The sequence below is a fragment of the Butyrivibrio sp. INlla16 genome, from assembly GCF_900104155.1.
Lineage (GTDB): Bacteria > Bacillota > Clostridia > Lachnospirales > Lachnospiraceae > Butyrivibrio.
Genome location: NZ_FMYB01000042.1, coordinates 1 through 19459, shown reverse-complemented (window position 1 = coordinate 19459; position 19459 = coordinate 1). Strand labels below are relative to the sequence as shown.

21 protein-coding genes are annotated in these 19459 nt (G+C 41.5%); 17 read left to right on the top strand and 4 right to left on the bottom strand.

From position 1 onward, the window contains the following. The first annotated feature begins 83 nt into the window (after positions 1 to 83). Positions 84 to 374, top strand: a complete 291-nt coding sequence (locus BLR42_RS16555; protein ID WP_091871444.1) for a hypothetical protein — start codon at positions 84 to 86, stop codon at positions 372 to 374. An 88-nt stretch (positions 375 to 462) separates the two neighbouring features. Here the strand turns inward: BLR42_RS16555 and BLR42_RS16550 are convergent, their stop codons facing one another. Next, a complete protein-coding gene (locus tag BLR42_RS16550) occupies positions 463 to 867 on the bottom strand; it encodes an acetolactate synthase (protein ID WP_022762859.1) in 405 nt (134 codons plus the stop codon). 89 nt (positions 868 to 956) lie between these two features. Here BLR42_RS16550 and holA point away from each other — a divergent pair, with 89 nt between their 5' ends. From holA to BLR42_RS16535, 3 genes are all read left to right on the top strand, one after another. Further along, complete coding sequence (holA, locus tag BLR42_RS16545; RefSeq protein ID WP_091871441.1) at positions 957 to 1973, top strand: DNA polymerase III subunit delta; 1017 nt, start codon at positions 957 to 959, stop codon at positions 1971 to 1973. 20 nt (positions 1974 to 1993) lie between these two features. Then, entirely contained in the window at positions 1994 to 2752 is a 759-nt protein-coding gene (locus BLR42_RS16540; protein ID WP_242879389.1) for a DUF1653 domain-containing protein, read from the top strand. A gap of 70 nt (positions 2753 to 2822) precedes the next feature. After that, positions 2823 to 3848 (top strand): glycosyltransferase family 2 protein, encoded by a 1026-nt coding sequence (locus BLR42_RS16535; protein WP_022762856.1) that lies wholly within the window; start codon positions 2823 to 2825, stop codon positions 3846 to 3848. A gap of 74 nt (positions 3849 to 3922) precedes the next feature. Here BLR42_RS16535 and BLR42_RS16530 read toward each other — a convergent pair whose 3' ends face one another. Beyond that, positions 3923 to 4639, bottom strand: coding sequence for a phosphatase PAP2 family protein (locus BLR42_RS16530; protein WP_044958795.1), 717 nt, complete (start codon positions 4637 to 4639; stop codon positions 3923 to 3925). 130 nt (positions 4640 to 4769) lie between these two features. Continuing rightward, positions 4770 to 5744, bottom strand: coding sequence for a diacylglycerol/lipid kinase family protein (locus tag BLR42_RS16525; protein ID WP_091871438.1), 975 nt, complete (start codon positions 5742 to 5744; stop codon positions 4770 to 4772). 145 nt (positions 5745 to 5889) lie between these two features. Between BLR42_RS16525 and glyA the strand changes: the two genes are divergently transcribed. After that, positions 5890 to 7128 carry a serine hydroxymethyltransferase gene (glyA, locus tag BLR42_RS16520; RefSeq protein WP_091871435.1) on the top strand — a complete coding sequence of 413 codons (1239 nt, stop codon included), beginning with the start codon at positions 5890 to 5892 and terminating at the stop codon, positions 7126 to 7128. Between the two features lie 848 nt (positions 7129 to 7976). Next, positions 7977 to 9269, top strand: a complete 1293-nt coding sequence (locus tag BLR42_RS16515; protein WP_049946116.1) for a glycoside hydrolase family 3 N-terminal domain-containing protein — start codon at positions 7977 to 7979, stop codon at positions 9267 to 9269. Between the two features lie 102 nt (positions 9270 to 9371). Here BLR42_RS16515 and fliD read toward each other — a convergent pair whose 3' ends face one another. Further along, on the bottom strand, positions 9372 to 10166 hold the full coding sequence (fliD, locus tag BLR42_RS16510; protein WP_091871433.1) for a flagellar filament capping protein FliD: 795 nt from the start codon (positions 10164 to 10166) through the stop codon (positions 9372 to 9374). Between the two features lie 249 nt (positions 10167 to 10415). Here fliD and BLR42_RS16505 point away from each other — a divergent pair, with 249 nt between their 5' ends. The 11 genes from BLR42_RS16505 (at position 10416) to BLR42_RS16460 (ending at position 19199) form a co-directional block, all read left to right on the top strand. Further along, entirely contained in the window at positions 10416 to 10733 is a 318-nt protein-coding gene (locus tag BLR42_RS16505) for a hypothetical protein (RefSeq protein WP_091871430.1), read from the top strand. Between the two features lie 109 nt (positions 10734 to 10842). Next, positions 10843 to 12108, top strand: a complete 1266-nt coding sequence (gene rlmD, locus BLR42_RS16500; protein WP_091871428.1) for a 23S rRNA (uracil(1939)-C(5))-methyltransferase RlmD — start codon at positions 10843 to 10845, stop codon at positions 12106 to 12108. 8 nt (positions 12109 to 12116) lie between these two features. After that, positions 12117 to 12248, top strand: a complete 132-nt coding sequence (locus BLR42_RS23810; protein WP_278289364.1) for a hypothetical protein — start codon at positions 12117 to 12119, stop codon at positions 12246 to 12248. 315 nt (positions 12249 to 12563) lie between these two features. Further along, on the top strand, positions 12564 to 12761 hold the full coding sequence (locus BLR42_RS16495) for a hypothetical protein (protein ID WP_091871425.1): 198 nt from the start codon (positions 12564 to 12566) through the stop codon (positions 12759 to 12761). A gap of 62 nt (positions 12762 to 12823) precedes the next feature. Next, entirely contained in the window at positions 12824 to 13606 is a 783-nt protein-coding gene (locus tag BLR42_RS16490) for a ParA family protein (protein WP_091871423.1), read from the top strand. Beyond that, complete coding sequence (locus tag BLR42_RS16485; RefSeq protein WP_091871420.1) at positions 13606 to 14529, top strand: ParB/RepB/Spo0J family partition protein; 924 nt, start codon at positions 13606 to 13608, stop codon at positions 14527 to 14529. The genes BLR42_RS16490 and BLR42_RS16485 overlap by 1 nt, the downstream gene beginning before the upstream one ends. Beyond that, positions 14529 to 15968, top strand: coding sequence for a DUF6017 domain-containing protein (locus BLR42_RS16480; protein ID WP_091871416.1), 1440 nt, complete (start codon positions 14529 to 14531; stop codon positions 15966 to 15968). Before BLR42_RS16485 ends, BLR42_RS16480 begins: the two co-directional genes overlap by 1 nt. 20 nt (positions 15969 to 15988) lie before the next feature. After that, positions 15989 to 16318 carry a hypothetical protein gene (locus tag BLR42_RS16475; protein WP_091871415.1) on the top strand — a complete coding sequence of 110 codons (330 nt, stop codon included), beginning with the start codon at positions 15989 to 15991 and terminating at the stop codon, positions 16316 to 16318. A 106-nt stretch (positions 16319 to 16424) separates the two neighbouring features. Beyond that, positions 16425 to 16700 (top strand): hypothetical protein, encoded by a 276-nt coding sequence (locus tag BLR42_RS16470; protein WP_091871412.1) that lies wholly within the window; start codon positions 16425 to 16427, stop codon positions 16698 to 16700. Beyond that, positions 16675 to 17286: a PcfB family protein gene (locus BLR42_RS16465; RefSeq protein ID WP_139165189.1), complete on the top strand. Its 612-nt coding sequence runs from the start codon at positions 16675 to 16677 to the stop codon at positions 17284 to 17286. The genes BLR42_RS16470 and BLR42_RS16465 overlap by 26 nt, the downstream gene beginning before the upstream one ends. A gap of 92 nt (positions 17287 to 17378) precedes the next feature. Then, positions 17379 to 19199: a VirD4-like conjugal transfer protein, CD1115 family gene (locus tag BLR42_RS16460; RefSeq protein WP_242879391.1), complete on the top strand. Its 1821-nt coding sequence runs from the start codon at positions 17379 to 17381 to the stop codon at positions 19197 to 19199. Positions 19200 to 19459: the final 260 nt, after the last annotated feature.

Below are 19459 nucleotides of genomic sequence, written 5' to 3'. Positions count from 1 at the left end.
ACAAAACTGTTCATTTTCCGTAAACTATAGACTAATTCATTCCTTTATAATGTATGTTAGAGAAGGAAGAGATGAGGTGAGTAATGAAGAAATTTGTTGCGAGCGCCATGTTAGTATTTTTGGTGCTGCTGGGAGCTTTTAGTTTCTCAGGAATAGTTCATGCTTCATCAGCTGAGAATTCAGCTGTTATGTATGAGACAACAGAAAATTCTGAAAATGCAGACTCAGACGATAGCGAGGGGGAGGAAGAGGCTGAGGTTCTCGGTGAGAAGCGAGATCAGTCTGATAAGTTTGTCCTCGGTATCGAAATTGCTATATCTCTGACCTTCGCAATTGGACTCATCGCTGCCAGTCATGGCGCAGATGTCAAGTGAGTCGGGTATGAAATTATATATATATATACTTGAAGACCGCAGGCTGGGGAGCCTGCGGTCTTATTCGTGTATAGCATTTTATATGTTATTAAATGGATTTGTATCCCTTGTTTACCAGGATATTCTCAACAGCGTAAATATCATCTGTATGCATAACCATGATGGGAAGACCTGATTCACGATTGAAGGACAGATAGATATAGTTAACATTGATATTGCTCTCGTAAAGTGACTTCAAAATGTTGTCCAGAGCTCCAACAGCATCTGGACACTCTATTCCAAGAACATGAGTGGTCTTGCAAATATAACCTTCATCACCGAGAACCTTGATACATTTTTCCGGATCTGAAACGACCATTCTGATTATTCCGTATTCGGCAGAGTCATTCGTAACCGATCCGAGAATATTTATGTCATTTTTCCTGAGAATTCCTGTGATATTCTGAAAACACCCCTTTTTGTTTTCAGCGTAAATAGATACCTGCTTTAACATTATGACTCCTCCCATAAAAGATTAAGCCGAAACCTCGCTTATTATGTTATAATATACAACATATTGTGATTGTGGGGCAAGGAAATAATATGGCTGCAAAGAAGACGACAGATTATCCTGTCAAGCAAAAGCAGATAAATGAGGATATTCAGACAGGTAAATTCAGGCCATGCTATCTCGTATACGGCGAAGAGGCCTATTTGCGCAACCAGAACAGGGATAAACTTCGTGAGGCCCTTCTTGGCGGTGGAGATAAGATGAATCTCCAGCACTATGAGGGCGCAGGGATTAATCCCGCTGAGGTAATTGACATGGCCGAGACGCTGCCATTTTTTGCAGAGAGACGTGTCATAGTCATTGAGGACAGCGGATTTTTTAAAAACGGATGCCCCGAACTTGCTGATTATTTAAAGAACCCTGCCGAAACAACTGTTTTTTTATTCGTGGAATCGGCAGTTGACAAGCGAAAGGACATGTATAAGGCAGTAAGTAAGGCCGGCCTTGACATAGACTGCGAGACACCGGATGAACAGATGCTATATAGATGGATTACCGGGAAAATGAAGGCTGAAGGTAAAACGATTAGCGCCAGGGCTATAGCGTATTTTATCAGCCGTGTCGGAACCGATATGTCCAATATGGTCCACGAGATGGAGAAACTCATCAGTTACACTCTCGGAAGAAATGAGGTGACTGAAAAGGATATAGATGCTGTTTGCGCCAACTGGCTTACAAGCAGGATTTTTGAGATGACAGATGCTATTGTTATGAAAAATCAGGCGAAGGCGATGAACATCTACTATGAACTGCTTGCGTTAAAAACCGCACCGGAACAGATTCTTGCGCTCATTATGAGACAGTTCAACCAGCTCCTTCAGGTTAAGGAGATGACCGAGTATTCTGCCAATAAGGGCGATATAGCCAAGAAGCTGGGAATACATCCGTTTGTTGCGGAAAAGCTTATGGGATGGTCCAGAAGCTACCAAATGAAGGATTTAAAGGATTCGCTTGATATGTGCCTTTCCAGCGACGAGGCTGTAAAATCAGGCAAGCTTGACAGAATCATAAGTGTTGAAATGATTATAGTTAAAGCGTCATCAAGATGAATGTAAGGAGGAAAATCATTTTGCATAGACCTAAACCACAGGAATTTTACAGACATTTTAAAGGAGGAAGATATCAGGTTATCACCATTGCAAGGGATGCGGATACAGGTGAAGAACAGGTAGTGTATCAGGCACTTTACGGTGATTACACTGTTTACTGCAGACCTCTTAGTGAATTTGTCTCGGAGGTTGACAGAGATAAATATCCTAATGCGGATCAGAAGATGAGATTCGAACTTTTTGCGCCCTATGAGAACAAGGCGGATGAGGAAATATCAGCTGCTCCCGTAAAAACGAAAGAAGTAACACCTGTTACTCCTGTAGAAACAAAAGAAGTAACATCTGCTTTTGAAAAAGAGGAAAAAGATAATGTTATAAGGCCTCAGACGGATGTGATAAAAAAACGGGCAATAGATATGCTTAAAAATGCCGATACTCCGATGAAAAAGGAGGAGAAGGAAGACAATACGTCTGATAAGGTGATTAAGCCGGACCCTGATAATGAGATTAACAGCAATTATATGAATCGCACTATTGAGGAGGAAGCCGAGGACTTTGGAATGAATCCTCTCGTGGTAAGATTCCTTGATGCAAGGAATTCCGCTGAGAGAATTGAGGTTCTCAATCTTATAAGACCGGTTGTTACCAATGATATGATTGATGTGATGGCAATGTCCATAGATACAGAGATTCCCGGGGATGATCCGGATGTAAGATGCGCAGAGCTTAGAGAGTGCCTTGTGACAAAGCAGCGATTTGAGGTTACCAGACTTCGCTGACAGGCTAGAATGCCGTTACGAAAAGATAAAAATGTAAATCCATATGATTTTTAAGGAGATATGAAAAGAGATGAAGTTATTAAGTATTGCAGTTCCATGTTACAATTCGCAGGATTATATGAGAAAGTGTATCGATTCACTTCTTGTTGGAGGTGAAGAGGTAGAGATTCTTATTGTGGATGACGGATCAAAAGACGATACGGCAGCAATAGCTGATGAGTATGCTAAGAAGTATCCCACAATCTGCAAGGCAATCCACAAGAAGAATGGTGGACACGGATCAGCAGTAAATACTGGACTTGAAAATGCTACAGGTCTTTATTTCAAGGTTGTTGACAGTGACGACTGGGTAAAAGAGATAGCTTACAGAAAAATACTTACAACTCTTGAGGAATTTGTTGTAAGTGGCGAGAGACTTGATCTTCTTATCAGCAATTTCGTTTACAACAAAGAAGGTGAGCAGCGCCATAAGGTGATGCGTTATAACAGAATGTTCCCTATCGAGGAGCTTTTCACCTGGGATGATGTTAAGAAGATATCCATAGGACATTATCTTCTTATGCATTCCGTAATATTCAGAACAAAACTCCTAAGAGACTGCGGTCTTAAGCTTCCGGAGCATACCTTCTACGTTGATAATATCTACGTATTTAATCCGCTTCCGTTTGTTAAGACAATGTACTATCTCGATGTTAATTTCTATTATTACTACATCGGAAGATCAGATCAGTCTGTAAACCAGGAGATCATGATCTCAAGACTTGATCAGCAGGTAAGAGTTAACAAGCTGATGGTCGATTATTATGTTGAAAATATCGGAATGATAAAGTCAAATAAGAAAAGACATCACTATATGTTTAATTATCTTGAGGTTATCACTGCTATTTCAACAATACTTATGGTTGTGTCCGGGACAAAGGAAAATCTTGAAAAGCGCAAGGAGCTCATGAAATACATTAGAAACAGAAGTTTTCTCTTGTATGCTAAGCTTCGCTATCGTATCGAGGGAATTTTTGTATATCTTCCCGGAAAGGGCGGAAGAAAGGTTACAATGGCAGGCTATAAGATTGCCAGGAAATTGTATAATTTCAATTAAAACTGTCGCAGTACAAATTCAAATAAAAAAGCATGGCTGTTTTTACAAAGCCATGCTTTTATTGTTGTTATAATTTACTGCAGCGCTCTTCTGGTCTTTTGCCTTTCATCGAAACGGTGATATGCGTTCACGATAAGTTCACTCTTATATACTACCAGGTTGGAACATACTGCAAAGATGATTCCTCCAAGAACATCTATTACCGAATGCTGCTTAATGAACATTGTTGAAAGAATGATCAGTATGCAGAAGACGAGAGAACTGTTCTTGAGCCACTTCTCAAAACGCTTGGAATTGGAAATAGCAAGGTGTGTGCCGATTGCGTTGTACACATGAATGCTGGGCCAGAGATTGGTAGGCGTATCTGTTTTGTACAGATTCTGAATCATGTGTGTAAAAATATTATCCCTCGGCATTACCGCAGGTCTCATATACTGTATATTGGGCCAGATAGATGAAATGATCAAAAACAGCGTCATTCCGGTGAAGAAGAATGCTGCATTCTTGAAAAAGTCTTCCATATCGTACATTAGCAGGAACAGGAAGAAGAAGAATGAGCAATAAACAAACCAGCCCAAATACGGGATGATGAAAATCTCCAGGAACGGGATCTTGTCATCTAAAGCTGCGTGAATTTCTGTATAATGTAACTCCTTGGTACCTTCCAGATGGAAAAACCATGTGAAGTAAACAAATGCGTAAATTATTACCGGTATGAGGCATCTGATGGTATCTTCCAGTCGTTCTTTGGTCCAAGGCTTGTCAAACCACTTTGATGTTCTCTTTTTCATAAATAAATACACCTTTTAATGATAGAAACAAACTAATACTACCGATTTCTACTATATCGCAGTGCAAATCTTTTATCAAACACAAAACTGTACAAAAATTATAAAAAAAGTATAAAATACTATACGTTTTTCACGATAAAAGGCTCAGTTTTTGTTGTAAACAGGTGAGCGTAATAGCATCGGATTTTAATAAAACCTCTCCGTCGGTATGAACCCATAAAGGAAGAGCGGTACGGATTTTTATTTCCTTTGCTCTTATATGGTGGATTCCTTTCTGACCATAGTGTTTTCCGAAAAAGGCCAGGGGCAGTGCTTTAAAGATCCGAAATGTGCTCATGTCGCCGCCTGCAATGAGATCAAAATAGCCATCCTGCAGATCCGCATCCGGGGCGAACTTAAAGCCGCCGCCTTCATAGTGGTGGATCATGGCTGCTGCAAAAATGAGATGGTCTATGTGAATGTGTTGATTATCATCCGTCTCAATATCACAGGAGGGCTGATCGGCGTGAAGTATTTGCCTGATTGCAATCGAACCGTAGGTGAGTTTACCAAGGCCCAGCCTGTTCAGGAAATTCTTAGTATTTGAAGAAAGTGCTTCTTCACAAACCGCGGCGTCAAAACCTATTCCTGCACTGACATCAAAACGTCTGTCGGAAGCGATTCTCTCATCGTGAAGTCTGGAGAAGGTCTTTGTCATATGATCATAATGAACATTGCCTATATCCAGCTTTCTTACTACTTCTTCCTTCAAAATTCGATCTATCAGGTCTTCTGGATTTTTCGGAAAATCCAGATCGCGGACAAAATCATTTCCGGATCCAAGCGGAACAACGCCGAGGCGCGCTCTGTCAAAATCCTGAATGCCGGATATTACTTCATTCAGGGTGCCGTCTCCACCCATTACAACAATATTTATAGGCTCTGAAGAATCTTCACCGATCTTCTTTTCAGTAAGCTTCTTCACAACGCTCATGGCGTGCCCGGGGCCCTTGGTAAAGACAACCTTATAGGGTTTCCCCAGAGTCTTGCACTTTTCCTCAAAAATGTTGTAGATATTTTTGCCATTACCAGATCTTGCTGAAGGGTTAACTATACAATAAAACATTATTTCACACGCTCCCGAAATAAAACTCTTATTCATTTTATCAAATGATTTCTGTTTTGACACCTATATCATTATATGCTATGATACTTCACAATTGCTTTAACACATTAAAACGTCAAATTATCGAAGTGGAGGAAATGCCGGTATGTATTCATTGGATGAAGTAAAAAATGTCGATCCTGAGATCGCTGACCTCATCGTAGAGGAGATGGAGCGTCAGAACGATCATATTGAGCTGATCGCATCTGAAAACTGGGTAAGTAAGGCTGTTATGGCAGCTATGGGTAGTCCCCTTACCAACAAGTATGCGGAGGGCCTTCCGGGAAAACGTTACTACGGCGGATGCTATGTAGTAGATAAGGTAGAGAACATTGCAAGAGACAGAGCAAAAGAGCTTTTCCATTGTGACTATGCAAATGTTCAGCCTCATTCCGGAGCGCAGGCTAATCTCGCAGTTCAGTTTGCACTCTTAAAGCCCGGTGACACAATTCTCGGTATGAACCTCAGTCAGGGCGGACATCTTTCACACGGAAGCCCGGCTAATATCTCCGGTACATATTACAATGTAGTGGCTTATGGTGTTGATGAGAATGGCTTCATCGATTATGAAGAGGTCAAGAGGCTTGCCAAGGAGCATCAGCCTAAGCTTATCATCGCAGGTGCATCTGCATACTGCAGAACAATCGATTTTGCGAAGTTCCGTGAGGCAGCTGATCTTTGCGGTGCTGTTCTTATGGCTGATATCGCTCATATTGCAGGACTTGTTGCAGCAGGCGTTCATCCGAGCCCATTCCCGTATGCTGATGTTGTTACAACCACAACTCACAAGACCTTAAGAGGACCCAGAGGAGGACTTATTCTCTGGAATCAGGAAGCTCAGGATAAGTATAAGTTCAACAAGGCTGTATTCCCCGGAATCCAGGGTGGCCCGCTTGAGCACGTTGTAGCTGCTAAGGCAGTATGCTTCAAGGAAGCTCTTACTCCCGAGTTCAAGGAATATCAGCAGCAGATTGTGAAAAATGCAAAGGCACTCAGTGAAGGCCTTATGAGCAGAGGTGTTAAGATCGTTTCGGGCGGTACAGACAACCACCTCATGCTTATCGATCTTACCAATTTTGATCTCACAGGTAAGGATGTTGAGGCATGGCTTGATGATGCACACATCACTGCAAACAAGAATACAATACCCAATGAAAAGCAGTCTCCCTTTGTTACAAGCGGTATCAGACTCGGAACTCCTGCAGTTACTACCCGCGGAATGAACGAGGAGGATATGGATAAAATTGCGGAAGCAATTTCAATCGTAATCAAAGGAAAAGGCGAGAAAAATGATGAGGCAAGAGCAATCATCAAAGAATTGACTGCAAAATATCCGCTTATATAAAAAATTTAGCAAAATATTAGAGCTGACCTTAAATTTTTATATTTAGGGCCAGCTTTTTTCTTTTGATTTTATACTTTATTTCGAGAAGAGAATTCGGTATTTTGAATTGTGCAAATATTACGGCTATTACAAACAATTTATCAGATAATCGATATTTTTATACGGAATAATCTAATATCAAAAATATTTTTTTAAAAATGTATTGACAATTATATCCGGCATGTGTATACTACGATTAAAGATAAGAGAAAGAGAAAACTTCTTTCAGAGAATTCAGCAGGGTGCTGAAAGAAATGGAGGTACGGTCCAAAGGGAACTTAAGTTTTTACTCTAATTCTTAGTTATTAAATTTTTCGGAAAGGAAGGTACAGACCGCCGAACTATTTAACACCACAAACAATAGTGAATTTCCATCACAACGAGTCTTAGTACATGACATGGTGGCGTTTAGCATGATCGTCGTATCATCCGTCACAGCATACGAGTGCAAAGGTTAATGGAACGGGCAGAGTTGAGAAAGTGGAGGAAAGTCCATTGGACAACGAAACACAATTTGAACATGAGTAAGGGCGAATGCATAGATAGAAATGCATCCGCCCTTATTCGTTTTGCTGCGCAAAACGAATAAGGGAATTATGCACACGAGCGCATATTGAATTTGTTGCCTTCGGCAACTGCGCTCGGCGCAGGTATTTTGCAAGCAAAATTCCATCTCTAGCGTTTATGGTGGTCTTCTACATAATTCTACAATATTTTGTGTCCAACATCTTCCAAAGTGGTAGAAATTGTGGTTTTAGTATGATATACTAAATCTAAGTTTTTTAGGGGATTTTCCATGGGGAGGATATATGGAAGACAAAATGAATATAAGTAACGGTTCTGAAAGAGATGTTCGCAGAGAGCTTAGGAGACAACGCAGGATCAAGGCACAGGTTACAGCCTATGTTATAACCGGTGTTTTGGGTGTTTCTGTTGTTTCAGCCGCCTTTCTTGGCGTTAATAGCATCGTGAAGGCCGTTAAGGACTATAATGCTTCAGTGGAGGAGGCAGTGGCTGAAGCTAAGCAGGTGGGAGCAGAGCAGGCAGCAGTGGCTTCTCCTGAGGAGAATATTACTGAATCAGAGGTTCAGAGTACTGACGCTATGCTTGATAATATTGTGGATACCTGCATTTCCGAGATGCCGCTTGAGGACAGAGTGGCAGGCCTATTTATGGTATCACCCGAGCAGCTTACAGGCTCGGATGCTGTAGTCAAGGCCGGTACAGCTACGCAGGATGCACTTTCTCAGTATGCAGTCGGTGGACTTTTCTATGTAACCAAGAACATCAAGGATGAGGCTCAGATCAAGGATATGCTCAGCTCTACAGCATCAATGAGCAAGTACCCGCTTTTCATATCAACCACAGAGGTTGGCGGAGAGAAGAGCCTTGTGGCAAACGGACTTGGGCTTGATCCGGTGGCGTCTCCCACAGAGCTTGGGGCTTCCGGTAACGCCGATGAGGCTTATAATACTGCTTCAAGAGTTGCAGACTATCTCAATGCCTACGGTTTTAATCTGAATGTTGGCGTAAATGCCAATCTGACTGATTCAGGCACATCATTCGGTACTGATCCGCAGAACGTTTCAGCGATGGTTGCAAAAACCGTTGAGGGACTTCAGTCCTTTGGGGTATCCGCAGGACTTCAGTATTTCCCGGAGACTATAAACAGCGGGAATTCCATAGAAGGACTTCAGGATGCACTTAGCCCCTTCAGGGCAGGAATTGACGCCGGTGCAAGCATGATAATGGTATGTACTGCACCTTCAATGGGAATCACCGGTGATGAAACACCTTCATGTCTCAGCTCTGTTGTTGTACAGGATCTTCTTAGAGGGCAGCTTGGATTTGACGGAATAATAATTACCGATTCACTTTCAGATCTTGCAGACAGATATTCCTCTGCAGATGCAGCTGTAGCAGCTATCCAGGCAGGTGCGGATATGATCTTCCTTCCTGCGGATTTTGTTGATGCTTATCAGGGAGTACTTGCAGCAGTACAGAACGGTACGATAAGTGAGGAGAGAATAAATGAATCTCTTCGCAGAGTATACAGAGTGAAATATGCTAACCGTGTTGAGGAGATTACCTCAGGTCAGTAATTTTATTATAAAATATGGACAATCAAATGCCGCCGCATCAGCCATAAGGCCGATAGCGGCGGCTATTCTTAAGTACGCCTTTCGGCGAACGTTCACCATTCATCAGATAAAGGAATCCAAAATAGAGGATAGATCCGAATTCATGGTTCCTGTCTTTGAGTAGGTTGAAGAGCTTGAAGCTGCTCTTGAAGCGGAGGTCTCAAGACTTGTTGCAGCCTGAGATACTTTATAACCAAAGCCTGCTTTCTGGGTAAATATATTCTGTGTGGCTTCTGCTCCTGCAGCTTTAAGTTTATCTTTGTCGAGCGAGAGCTTGCCATCATCTTTGATGCTGATTCCTATTGAGGAGAGCTCACTCTTATAGGAATTGGTTATCTTTCCGAGATAGCTTGCTCTTGTATCTGTTGTTACATCAGAAATATCTCCGGTGGAATCAATAAGCTTATTATAGCTGCTTACAAAATTTGAAACGGCACTTGATATTTTTGACATGTCATAGTCGTAAACTTTTGATTCAGTACCATCCTCATCCTTGACAGTCTGCCACGTCTTTTCGAAAACAGAGTTGTCGCCGGTCTTGGACAGAGTATCAAGTTTTGATGCAACATCCTTAGCATTGGATGAAATAGCTGAGTATTGTTTTTTTTCTGCGGCTTTGGACTTTTCGGTCTCGGTGGTCTGTCGTGTGGATTCTTTTTCGGTTTTATCTGTAGAATCTGCTTTTTCGCTGTCTATTTTCTTGTAATATGCTGAAACCAGCTTTCCATAACTTCCGTTTTTGATGGAGGAGTAATCGGAAAGCATACTTGACAGTCCGGACATGAAGTTGGTCGATGAAGAACTACCGGACATACTGCTAAATAGGGTGGAATAATCCATGTTAACGTTTATTCCCATATACATCACTCCTTTGATCTTCGGGGCTATAGACACCCGGAAAAACAGCATCCATGCTGTTTGTATACTACTCCTACTTTATTTTTACACCCATACCCCTGATTTTTCAAATGAAAAGACCATTAACACTATAAAGAATGTGTAAAAATAAGCGGTTTTGCGAATGTTCTGAAGTGTTATTTACAAACATGATTGGGCTAGTGTAAAATATAGTGGATTTCAGATAGATTGAGAGGATTTGAACGATTTATGTCATCTATTATACAAAATGATCAGGTGTTTAATAATGAAGTTTCTTTTTGCAGAGTTTACAGCAAAGAGAGCAAGAGAATATTAGAAGAGCGTTTCCTGGCGAACCGTATTTCTTACTACATTGACTGGCAGGACAAGAGCTTCCTGCAGCGTCTGTTCGGATCTGATAAGGATAAAATTATGTGTACAATCCGTATCAACAGAGCAGATGTTGAGCGTGCTATGGAGCTTGTTTCCGGTCTTGAGGATGTCAAGATCAGAGATTTTGGCGATAGAAGAGGCAGAAACAGTAAGAACAAACCCAAGAAGAAATAATGTCAGACCTCCGGAATAGCCGGAGGTTTTTCAGACTAAAAAAGAGATATTTGTGCCTTCTCCCTAAGGGAGAAGGTGTCAGCGAAGCTGACGCATGAGGGTATAAATAATGAATAAAGATAATACACCAAGAAAGAACGAAACAACTAAACGTCGCTTTACGCCCAAAGGAGCCGGTGCTGCTAAGAAGCCTTCTGTCAAAAAGGCACCCAGCAAGTGTCCTGTTTCCAAAAAGTGCGGCGGCTGTCAGATGATCGACGTGCCCTACAAAGAGCAGATCAAAAGAAAGCACAAAAGAGTTGAAGAACTTATCGGAAAATATGGAAAAGTTGAGCCCTTCATGGAGATGGAACATCCGGAGCATTACAGATGTAAAGTTCATGCGGTTTTCACTCATGACAGAAAGGGTAATCCTGTATCCGGAATATATAAAGAAGGGACTCATGATGTAGTCCCTGTTGACGCATGCTATCTTGAGAATGAAAAAGCAGATGCTATTATTGCAACCATCCGAGGAATGCTCAAGTCCTTCAAGATTAAAACTTATGATGAGGACAACGGATTTGGCCTGTTCAGACATGTTCTTATAAGAGTTGGACACAATACCGGAGAGATAATGGTAGTTCTTGTGTTGACATCGCCGATTCTTCCTTCGAAGAACAATTTCGTGAAGGCATTGCTGAAAGAACATCCGGAAATAACAACAATTGTTATTAACGTCAATGATAAGCATACAAGCATGATTCTCGGCGATAAAGAGAAGGCAATCTACGGACCCGGCTTTATCTACGATACCGTATGCGGCATGAAATTCAAGATTTCACCCAAGTCCTTCTATCAGGTTAACCCTGTTCAGACAGAGAAGCTTTATTCCAAAGCGGTTGAACTTGCGGGACTTACCGGAAAAGAGACAGTCCTTGACTGCTACTGCGGCGTTGGAACTATTGGTATTATTGCAAGCCCGAAGGCCGGTGAAGTTATCAGTGTGGAAATCAACAAGGATGCTGTTCGTGATGCAAGATTAAATGCAAAAATGAATGAAATTAAGAATATCACGGTATATGAAAATGACGCCAGCAAGTTCATGGTGCAGATGGCAGAGGCGGGAGATCACGCAGATATTGTCTTCATGGATCCGCCGCGTTCAGGTTCAACCGATATTTTCCTCGGCTCTATGTTCAAGCTGAATCCCGACCGTGTTGTATATATTTCCTGCAGCCCCGATTCTCTTGCAAATGACCTGGAGATTATAACCAAGAATGGTTACAAAGCGGAGCGAATCATACCGGTTGATATGTTCCCGTTTACCAGGAGTATCGAGACAGTGGTGTTGCTACAACGGATGCCTTCAAAGAATCCTATATCGAAATCCTGAAATTCAGTATGGATGCGGACTGCAAGCGATTTGACAGACGCGTTGGCGGACCTGAAGGTTCCAGAGTAAGAAGTAACATAAAGAAGATATCTGTTTCGGTTGTAATCAGAGGAGAGATCCTCGCAGAGGAAAATAGCTGATTTTCAGAGATCAGATAATATTATCTTGAATTTATAGAACAAATCTTGTTTTAGAAAAAATATGTGGAAAGAATCTACTTCGGTTCTAAACGTGGAGTAGGATGCAACGTTAAAACCTGTTTTATAGAATTGGATATGGAGTAGGATGCAACATCAGGATAAGAATTAAGCTATGATATGGTATGAGTTGCAACTACATATCCTGTATACAAAAGTAATTGAATAACAGCGCAGAAGCGCAAGTTTAGGGATACTCGTTATATTAGCGGGTATCCCTTTTTGCGTTATAGGGGCAAAACACAAGGAGGGCAATGCATGATTGAAGTCAAAACAAGCGGACCGGAATGGGAACTGAAGTGGTTTAACAGGTTCCTGGAGAGAGCAATGCAGGCTGATGTGGTAGTTGAACCGCATATTTATCAGAACAAGCGGGACAATTTGAAGCACTGCAATCAAAAGATCAAGAAACACCCCTTTGTAAAAGGCAAAGGAAAATCTGATTCAAAGCACTAACAAAACAAATAAAAATAGGAGCTAATGCTCCCCGGCGTTTAGAGCGCAGAAAGGAAATTATCATGGCAACAATATACACAGTATGTAATCAGAAAGGCGGAGTATCTAAGACAACTACAACGATCAATTTTGCAGCAGGAGCTGCCATGGAAGGGAAGAGAGTTCTGGTAGTTGATATGGATTCTCAGGGAAATGCTACTTCAGGACTGGGCTTTTCTAAGAAGCGAGCACAGACAGTTATGAATCTTCTTCAGAATGAGGCATCAGAAGTGGAATATGAGGTTTCTGACGTAATCTGCAAGTACAGAACAGACATAATATCGTTGGATCTGATACCGGCAAATAAGATTCTTGTATCAGCAAATGCACTTCTGGCATCTCTTGGAGAGAATAAAGAACTTGTTCTGAAGAACGTTCTGGATTGCGTGGACAATGATTATGACATCATTGTGATTGATACGCCACCGGCACTTGATATGCTGACAATCAATGCATTAGGGGCTGCTGATTTCATAATAATTCCTGTTCAGCCTACTAAATACGGTACTGACGGACTTGCTGATCTCACTAAGCTGGTGCTGAATGCACAGAAGACGTATAACCCCGGGCTTAAGTTTGGGGGGATTGTTTATACGATTGATACAGCCACCCAGATTGAAACAAGAAACATCAAGGATGATGTAGAGCAGAAATACGGCAATGATATACATATTTTTGAGCATTCGATTCCAAGACTTGCAGATATTGCAAATGCTCCCTCCTACGGAGTAAGTATATTTGACCTTGCACCTTCTTCTAAGGCGGCCTGGGCATATACCAAACTGGTAAGGGAGGTGCTTGCATAATGAGTAAATACGGGAGGAATTTAAAAAGGGTTGAAACAGAGTCATTTTCAGACATTCAGGAGGAAGGTCTTAGTAGTTACCTTCAGACCAATATTATAACGGAACAGGATCTTCAGGCTGTACAGAATATAAAGCTTTCCGAACTAGATTCTTTTCATGATCATCCGTTTAAAGTGCTTGATAATGATGAAATGTACGCTCTCATGGACAGCATATCTATAAATGGAATCTTGATTCCTATTGTTGTAAGAAAAAAGAGTGATGGACGCTATGAAATTATTTCCGGACATAGAAGAGCTCATGCAGCCAGCAATCTGAAAATTGATGTAATACCTGCCATAGTAAAAGATCTTTCTGATACAGACGCAGTGCTTGCGATGGTTGATTCCAATCTGCAAAGAGAACATATCCTTCCTTCAGAGAAAGCATTCTCATATAAGATGCGTCTTGACGCTGTAAAGGAACAAAAGAAATCAGCTACTACACCACTGGTGCAGAAACTATCAGTGGAGCAGGTGGGAGAAGAAGATGATGCAAGCAGGGAGACTGTTCGCAGATATATCAGACTGACTAATCTGACAGAAGACATGCTGAATCTGGTGGATTCGGAATTGATAAAAATTCGACCTGCTGTTGAATTGTCATATCTGACTGAAACGCAGCAGGAACTTCTCTTTGGCAAGCTTGATGTAAATCATCCTGGCTTATCAATGCTTAAAGCAGAGAGAATCAGGAAATTTGCGCAGGAAGGAAAACTTACTGCGGCAGTAATTGACAGTATTATGGATGATAGTCACGAAGGAATAATGAGAATTACGATACCTGCAGATAAGGTGAGGAGATTCTTCCCTGTAAGCTATACGAAAGAACAGATAGAAGCTGAGATTATCCAGCTCCTTGAAGAAAAATGGGAGGTGAGATAATGCTCAGATCATCAGGTAACTATAATGTGGACATGCTTGGAGAAATGCATTTCGAGGGTAATATAATTCCTCATAACTGGTATCATAGAATCCTTAAACCTGATACTGAAAAGAAGAAACCATATCTTCTGGCAATTATAATTCTGGCAGATTTTCTTTATTGGTATAGACCTACAGAGGTTAGAGATCAACATACAGGTCAGCTGATTGGCTATAGGAAAAAATTCAGAGGTAGAGCTTTATACAGAACTGCCAATGAAATAGCAGAACAGTTTGGTGAAACCAAGAGAACTGTTCTTGCAGCACTGGCCTATCTTGAAAGTATTGGCGCTATAAACAGGACTTTGGTTGTTACTTCAGGTGGAAAATACCCATATATAGAGTTGAATGCCAATACGATTTATGATCTTACGTTTCTTAATGCAGATGGTACAAAAGTTCACGATAATCTTCATGAGGACGATGAAAATGAAGATGAACTGTACGAAGTCTATCTTCAGGAACTGGATCGGTATCAGGGTGGAACGAAAAATGTACCACCCTGCGAAAAAACGATACAGAATTCTGAGGGGAAGGGATCAAATCATTCGATTGCAAAGCCAGATAAAATAAGGCTTTCTGAAGATAAAGGAAATAATGAACCTGGTGCTCATAAAAAAATAATACAGAGGGGGTGTGACGAATCTGTACCACCATGTGACGGAAGCGCATCCTTGTATGAAGGGTGTGACGAATTCGAACCGACATACATAAAAGGTCACAGGGGTGATACAGAAACCAACATAGGGTGTTACGAAAAATGTGGGTCAAATATAGAGAATAATACTGAGACTATCTCTGGAGAATCATTCTCTCTTTCAGGCAAAGGCTATAAAGAATCATCATGTGACAACTATTGCGAAGGAAGGATAGAAGAAGATGAAGATATAAAGATTTTGCGAACCTATGAGCAGATAGTAAGAGAGAATATCAGCTATGAATCCCTTGTTCAGGATAGACCTGATGATAAAGACAGGATTGATGATATGGTTCATGCTATGGCTGAGATTGCTGCAGTTCCAAGGAAAATGGTTTCGATTAAAGGCAGGAACGTTCCATATGGGGTTGTAAAAAGCATCATCCTCAAGCTGTCCAGAAAGCATATAGAATATACGCTGGCCAGAATGGACAAAAGAAATCGTGAATGTGAAAAGCCGATTTCATCACCTGATACTTATCTCATTTCAGCTCTGTACAGTAATTACAGCACTGTAGATATGCAGAATATGGCAGACAATATCCATAATCGGTATGCAGAGGAAAGAGCTGAAATATCAAGACAGAATGGGGCTGATGAAAAAAGACAACATAATTCGGTTAAAAAGAAAAACAGTTTCTGTGAATTTCAGCAAAATGATTATGATTATGACGAACTTGAGAAGATGCTTGTTTGCAACTAAACATACGGAGGGAATGTAATATGATCAGAAAAGTATTAACAGGAACAGTAGCACCGATAATAATCACAGCAGTATGGCTGGGGATTGCATATGCCATCAGTAGCAGTATCTTCCTTGAAGCAGAATTTATCATCAAGTTTTGGATACTGGGAGGTATACCATTCGGCTGGAAATATAGTGTGCATCTTATTCCGCTAAGAGGCGGATTTGCAATGATTGTTGGAGTTGTAATACTGGATATCCTCATGGCTGGAATTATTGGAAGCGTCATGATAGCCTTTACGATCATCAAGGCTGTGATCAATCTGATATCTGCACTGTTTCTTCAACCTGGAGCTGTAACTGTATGACTGTTTGAGAATTGAATATGGTCACTATAAACGGGCGATTGGTCTTGAATCATCAGATCAGTCGTCTTTTTTTATAACTACACCAGTGGTGTAGTTGGAGGAAAAGATGATGATAAATCTTACACTGGGGGATTATGAAGAACTAAGGTTTGAACTTATTGATCAAGCTAAAAAGGATTATATCAAGGCTTTGAAGAGATTTAACAAAAATGTGGAGGATGGGTATGCCTTATTGGATATTATGGCGTTGGAAAGATTTTTTCACTCCAGATGGTTTTCTGAACTAACGGAAATAGAACCGGATATTATTATCGATTTCAACAGAAAAAAGTATTTGAGGGAGGAGGTGAGAAATATTGGGCGCAGCTTCAATGACAGATGAACAGGTCAAAAAGAACGAAGAGACCGCAAAGCATGTCGGTTATCATGCAGGTCGTGCTGTTGTAAAGGGAGGTGTGAAAGCAACAGGCTTTATCCTAAAGATCACAGTAGTTCCCGCAGGTAAGACACTTGGAAAAGCGTTTGCAGAAGCAGTTAAGAGTCTTATGAAAAAGAATGATTTTCTCTGCGGGAAGATCGAGCAGCGAGACCTTAAGAAGTTTGAGAAGGCAAGCGGTAACCTGACAGACGTTGAGCTGGCAGGGGATGATGCTAACCTGAAGAACTGGAATAAGGTATGCCGAAAGTATGGTATCAAGTACTGTGTGAAAACTGATAATACGGTTCAACCTAAGAAATATCATGTTTTCATAAAGGCTACTGATCAGGATCTTATGAAACATGCTTTCAAGGATTTTGTTTCTTTGAATGAAAAGACAAAAGCAAAGGAAGCAGCTAAACAGGCTAAAAAACAGGAAATGCCGAAGCGGTCATTCAACAAGCTCCTGAAGATATTCAAGGAGATGGCTGACAAGCTTAATAAGAACCGTGACAAGGACAAACACAGATCTCAGGGAAGAGAACGGTAGAGAGGAGGAGATAACAGTTGGATAAGAAAAAGCAGAAACAAAAGAGAGGGGCTAACCGCCAGAGGGACAAGCCTACAGGAAACAAGCTCAGGATTGATAAGAAGACACTGCTATTATACGGACCATATGCAGCTATCGGATATGTTTTTATGAAGATCGCCTGTGTTTATAATACCGGAGTTGATCAGGGAGTGGACGGGTTCGATTATTTCATGGTACATATGACAGATATCTTCAGATGGCCGATACTGAGCCTTCGCCTGATGGATTATGTGGTTGGCGTTGCCGGAGCAGCAGTATTTTACGGCATAGTGACGTATAAAAAGAGTCAGAAGAAAGAGTTCAGAAAAGGCAGGGAGTATGGTTCTGCCAGATGGGGAAATGCAAAGGATATAGAGCCGTTTCGTGATAGAGAAGGCTTCTATAAAAACATCCCGATTACAGCGACAGAGTGCCTTCGCATGACACCTGCAGAGAGCCCCAAGTATGAGCGTAATAAAAATATCCTCGTAATAGGTGGCTCTGGCTCAGGTAAGACAAGGTTCTTTGTTAAGCCTTCAATCATGCAGATGCACAGCTCATATGTAATAACAGATCCGAAAGGAACGCTGGTCCGGGAAGTCGGCACCATGCTTCAAAAGCACGGCTATAACATACGCATCCTGAACACTGTGAATTTCAAGAAGAGCAACAGATATAATCCGTTTGCCTACATCAAAAGCGAGAAGGATATCCTGAAGCTTGTAAATACCATCATGGTAAATACTAAGGGAGAAGGCGAACAATCAGGTGAAGATTTCTGGCAGAAAGCCGAAAGACTGCTGTACTGCGCATATATCGGAGCTATCTATTACTTCTGTATTGAATCAGAGCAGAACTTTACAACTCTGCTCAACATGATCGACCAGTCCGAGACAAAAGAGGATGACGAAGGCTTCAAGAACGCCATTGATCTTATGTTTGACGAACTGGGAGAGAAGTACCCGGATAACTTCGCAGTAGTGCAATATCGAAAATATAAGCTTGCTGCCGGCAAGACAGCCAAATCTATTCTTATAAGCTGCGGTGCAAGGCTTGCTCCATTTGACGTTGCGGAGCTTCGTGATCTTACAAAGGCGGATGAGCTTGATCTTGAAAGCATCGGTACAGAGAAGACAGCACTGTTTGTCATCATTTCAGATACAGATGATACTTTCAATTTCATCGTATCCATCATGTACAGCCAGTTGTTCAACGTGCTGTGCGAAACAGCGGATGATGTTTATAATGGCAAACTTCCAGTACCGGTGCGGGTTCTATGTGACGAGTTCGCCAACATAGGCCAGATACCTAAATTTGAAAAACTGATTGCTACCATCAGAAGCAGACAGATCTCTGCTTCTATTATTTTGCAGTCAAAGTCGCAGCTCAAAGCCTTGTATAAGGATAACGCCCAGACTATCGAGGGTAACTGTGACACAATGCTTTTCCTTGGAGGCAATGAGGAATCGACCTTGAAAGACCTCAATACCCTGCTGGGAAAAGAAACAATTGATCTATGTAATACCTCTGATACGAAAGGAAATAACCCGACCTACGGAAACAACTACCAGAAGACAGGCCGTGACCTGATGACTCAGGATGAACTGGCGGTCATGGATAATGGCAAGTGTATCTGCAGAATCCGTGGCGTAAGACCTTTTTTATCAGACAAGTATGATATCACCAAACATCCGAGGTACAAGGAGCTTTCGGATTATGACGAGAGCAATGCTTTCGATGTCCAGGACTATCTCAATCTTGACCTGGTACTGACACCGGAAACCGTTGTGAACGCAGAAACGGAAGTCATTCTTGAACCGGATGCCAAAGAATCTGACTCTGCATCGGGAGATGCAGCAGATTCAAAAGCCGGAACGGTGACCGGCACGTAACCATCAATCGTAAGGAGAGGATATGACAGCAACATGGGCGAATGTACAACGCATAAAAAAGGAGCCAGTACAGGGATTCATTCTTTGGACGGAAGATCACTGCACCGGCTGCAGGAGTAATTTTGCTGAAAATTATCCTTTCCCCATTCTATCACAAAAGAGTTCTTCTGCGGGAGAGAAAAAAGAATCCTGCAAAGAAACGTAACAACAAACAACAACTTTAAACAAAGGAAGGGGGATGATTGTGCGGGAGAATGTAA

Bases quoted from the DNA above. Each gene is read 5' to 3' on its own strand.
- BLR42_RS16555 (WP_091871444.1), top strand. From the start codon at position 84: ATGAAGAAATTTGTTGCGAGCGCCATGTTAGTATTTTTGGTGCTGCTG.
- BLR42_RS16550 (WP_022762859.1), bottom strand. From the start codon at position 867: ATGTTAAAGCAGGTATCTATTTACGCTGAAAACAAAAAGGGGTGTTTT.
- holA (WP_091871441.1), top strand. From the start codon at position 957: ATGGCTGCAAAGAAGACGACAGATTATCCTGTCAAGCAAAAGCAGATA.
- BLR42_RS16535 (WP_022762856.1), top strand. From the start codon at position 2,823: ATGAAGTTATTAAGTATTGCAGTTCCATGTTACAATTCGCAGGATTAT.
- BLR42_RS16530 (WP_044958795.1), bottom strand. From the start codon at position 4,639: ATGAAAAAGAGAACATCAAAGTGGTTTGACAAGCCTTGGACCAAAGAA.
- BLR42_RS16525 (WP_091871438.1), bottom strand. From the start codon at position 5,744: ATGTTTTATTGTATAGTTAACCCTTCAGCAAGATCTGGTAATGGCAAA.
- glyA (WP_091871435.1), top strand. From the start codon at position 5,890: ATGTATTCATTGGATGAAGTAAAAAATGTCGATCCTGAGATCGCTGAC.
- BLR42_RS16515 (WP_049946116.1), top strand. From the start codon at position 7,977: ATGGAAGACAAAATGAATATAAGTAACGGTTCTGAAAGAGATGTTCGC.
- fliD (WP_091871433.1), bottom strand. From the start codon at position 10,166: ATGGGAATAAACGTTAACATGGATTATTCCACCCTATTTAGCAGTATG.
- BLR42_RS16505 (WP_091871430.1), top strand. From the start codon at position 10,416: ATGTCATCTATTATACAAAATGATCAGGTGTTTAATAATGAAGTTTCT.
- rlmD (WP_091871428.1), top strand. From the start codon at position 10,843: ATGAATAAAGATAATACACCAAGAAAGAACGAAACAACTAAACGTCGC.
- BLR42_RS23810 (WP_278289364.1), top strand. From the start codon at position 12,117: ATGGATGCGGACTGCAAGCGATTTGACAGACGCGTTGGCGGACCTGAA.
- BLR42_RS16495 (WP_091871425.1), top strand. From the start codon at position 12,564: ATGATTGAAGTCAAAACAAGCGGACCGGAATGGGAACTGAAGTGGTTT.
- BLR42_RS16490 (WP_091871423.1), top strand. From the start codon at position 12,824: ATGGCAACAATATACACAGTATGTAATCAGAAAGGCGGAGTATCTAAG.
- BLR42_RS16485 (WP_091871420.1), top strand. From the start codon at position 13,606: ATGAGTAAATACGGGAGGAATTTAAAAAGGGTTGAAACAGAGTCATTT.
- BLR42_RS16480 (WP_091871416.1), top strand. From the start codon at position 14,529: ATGCTCAGATCATCAGGTAACTATAATGTGGACATGCTTGGAGAAATG.
- BLR42_RS16475 (WP_091871415.1), top strand. From the start codon at position 15,989: ATGATCAGAAAAGTATTAACAGGAACAGTAGCACCGATAATAATCACA.
- BLR42_RS16470 (WP_091871412.1), top strand. From the start codon at position 16,425: ATGATGATAAATCTTACACTGGGGGATTATGAAGAACTAAGGTTTGAA.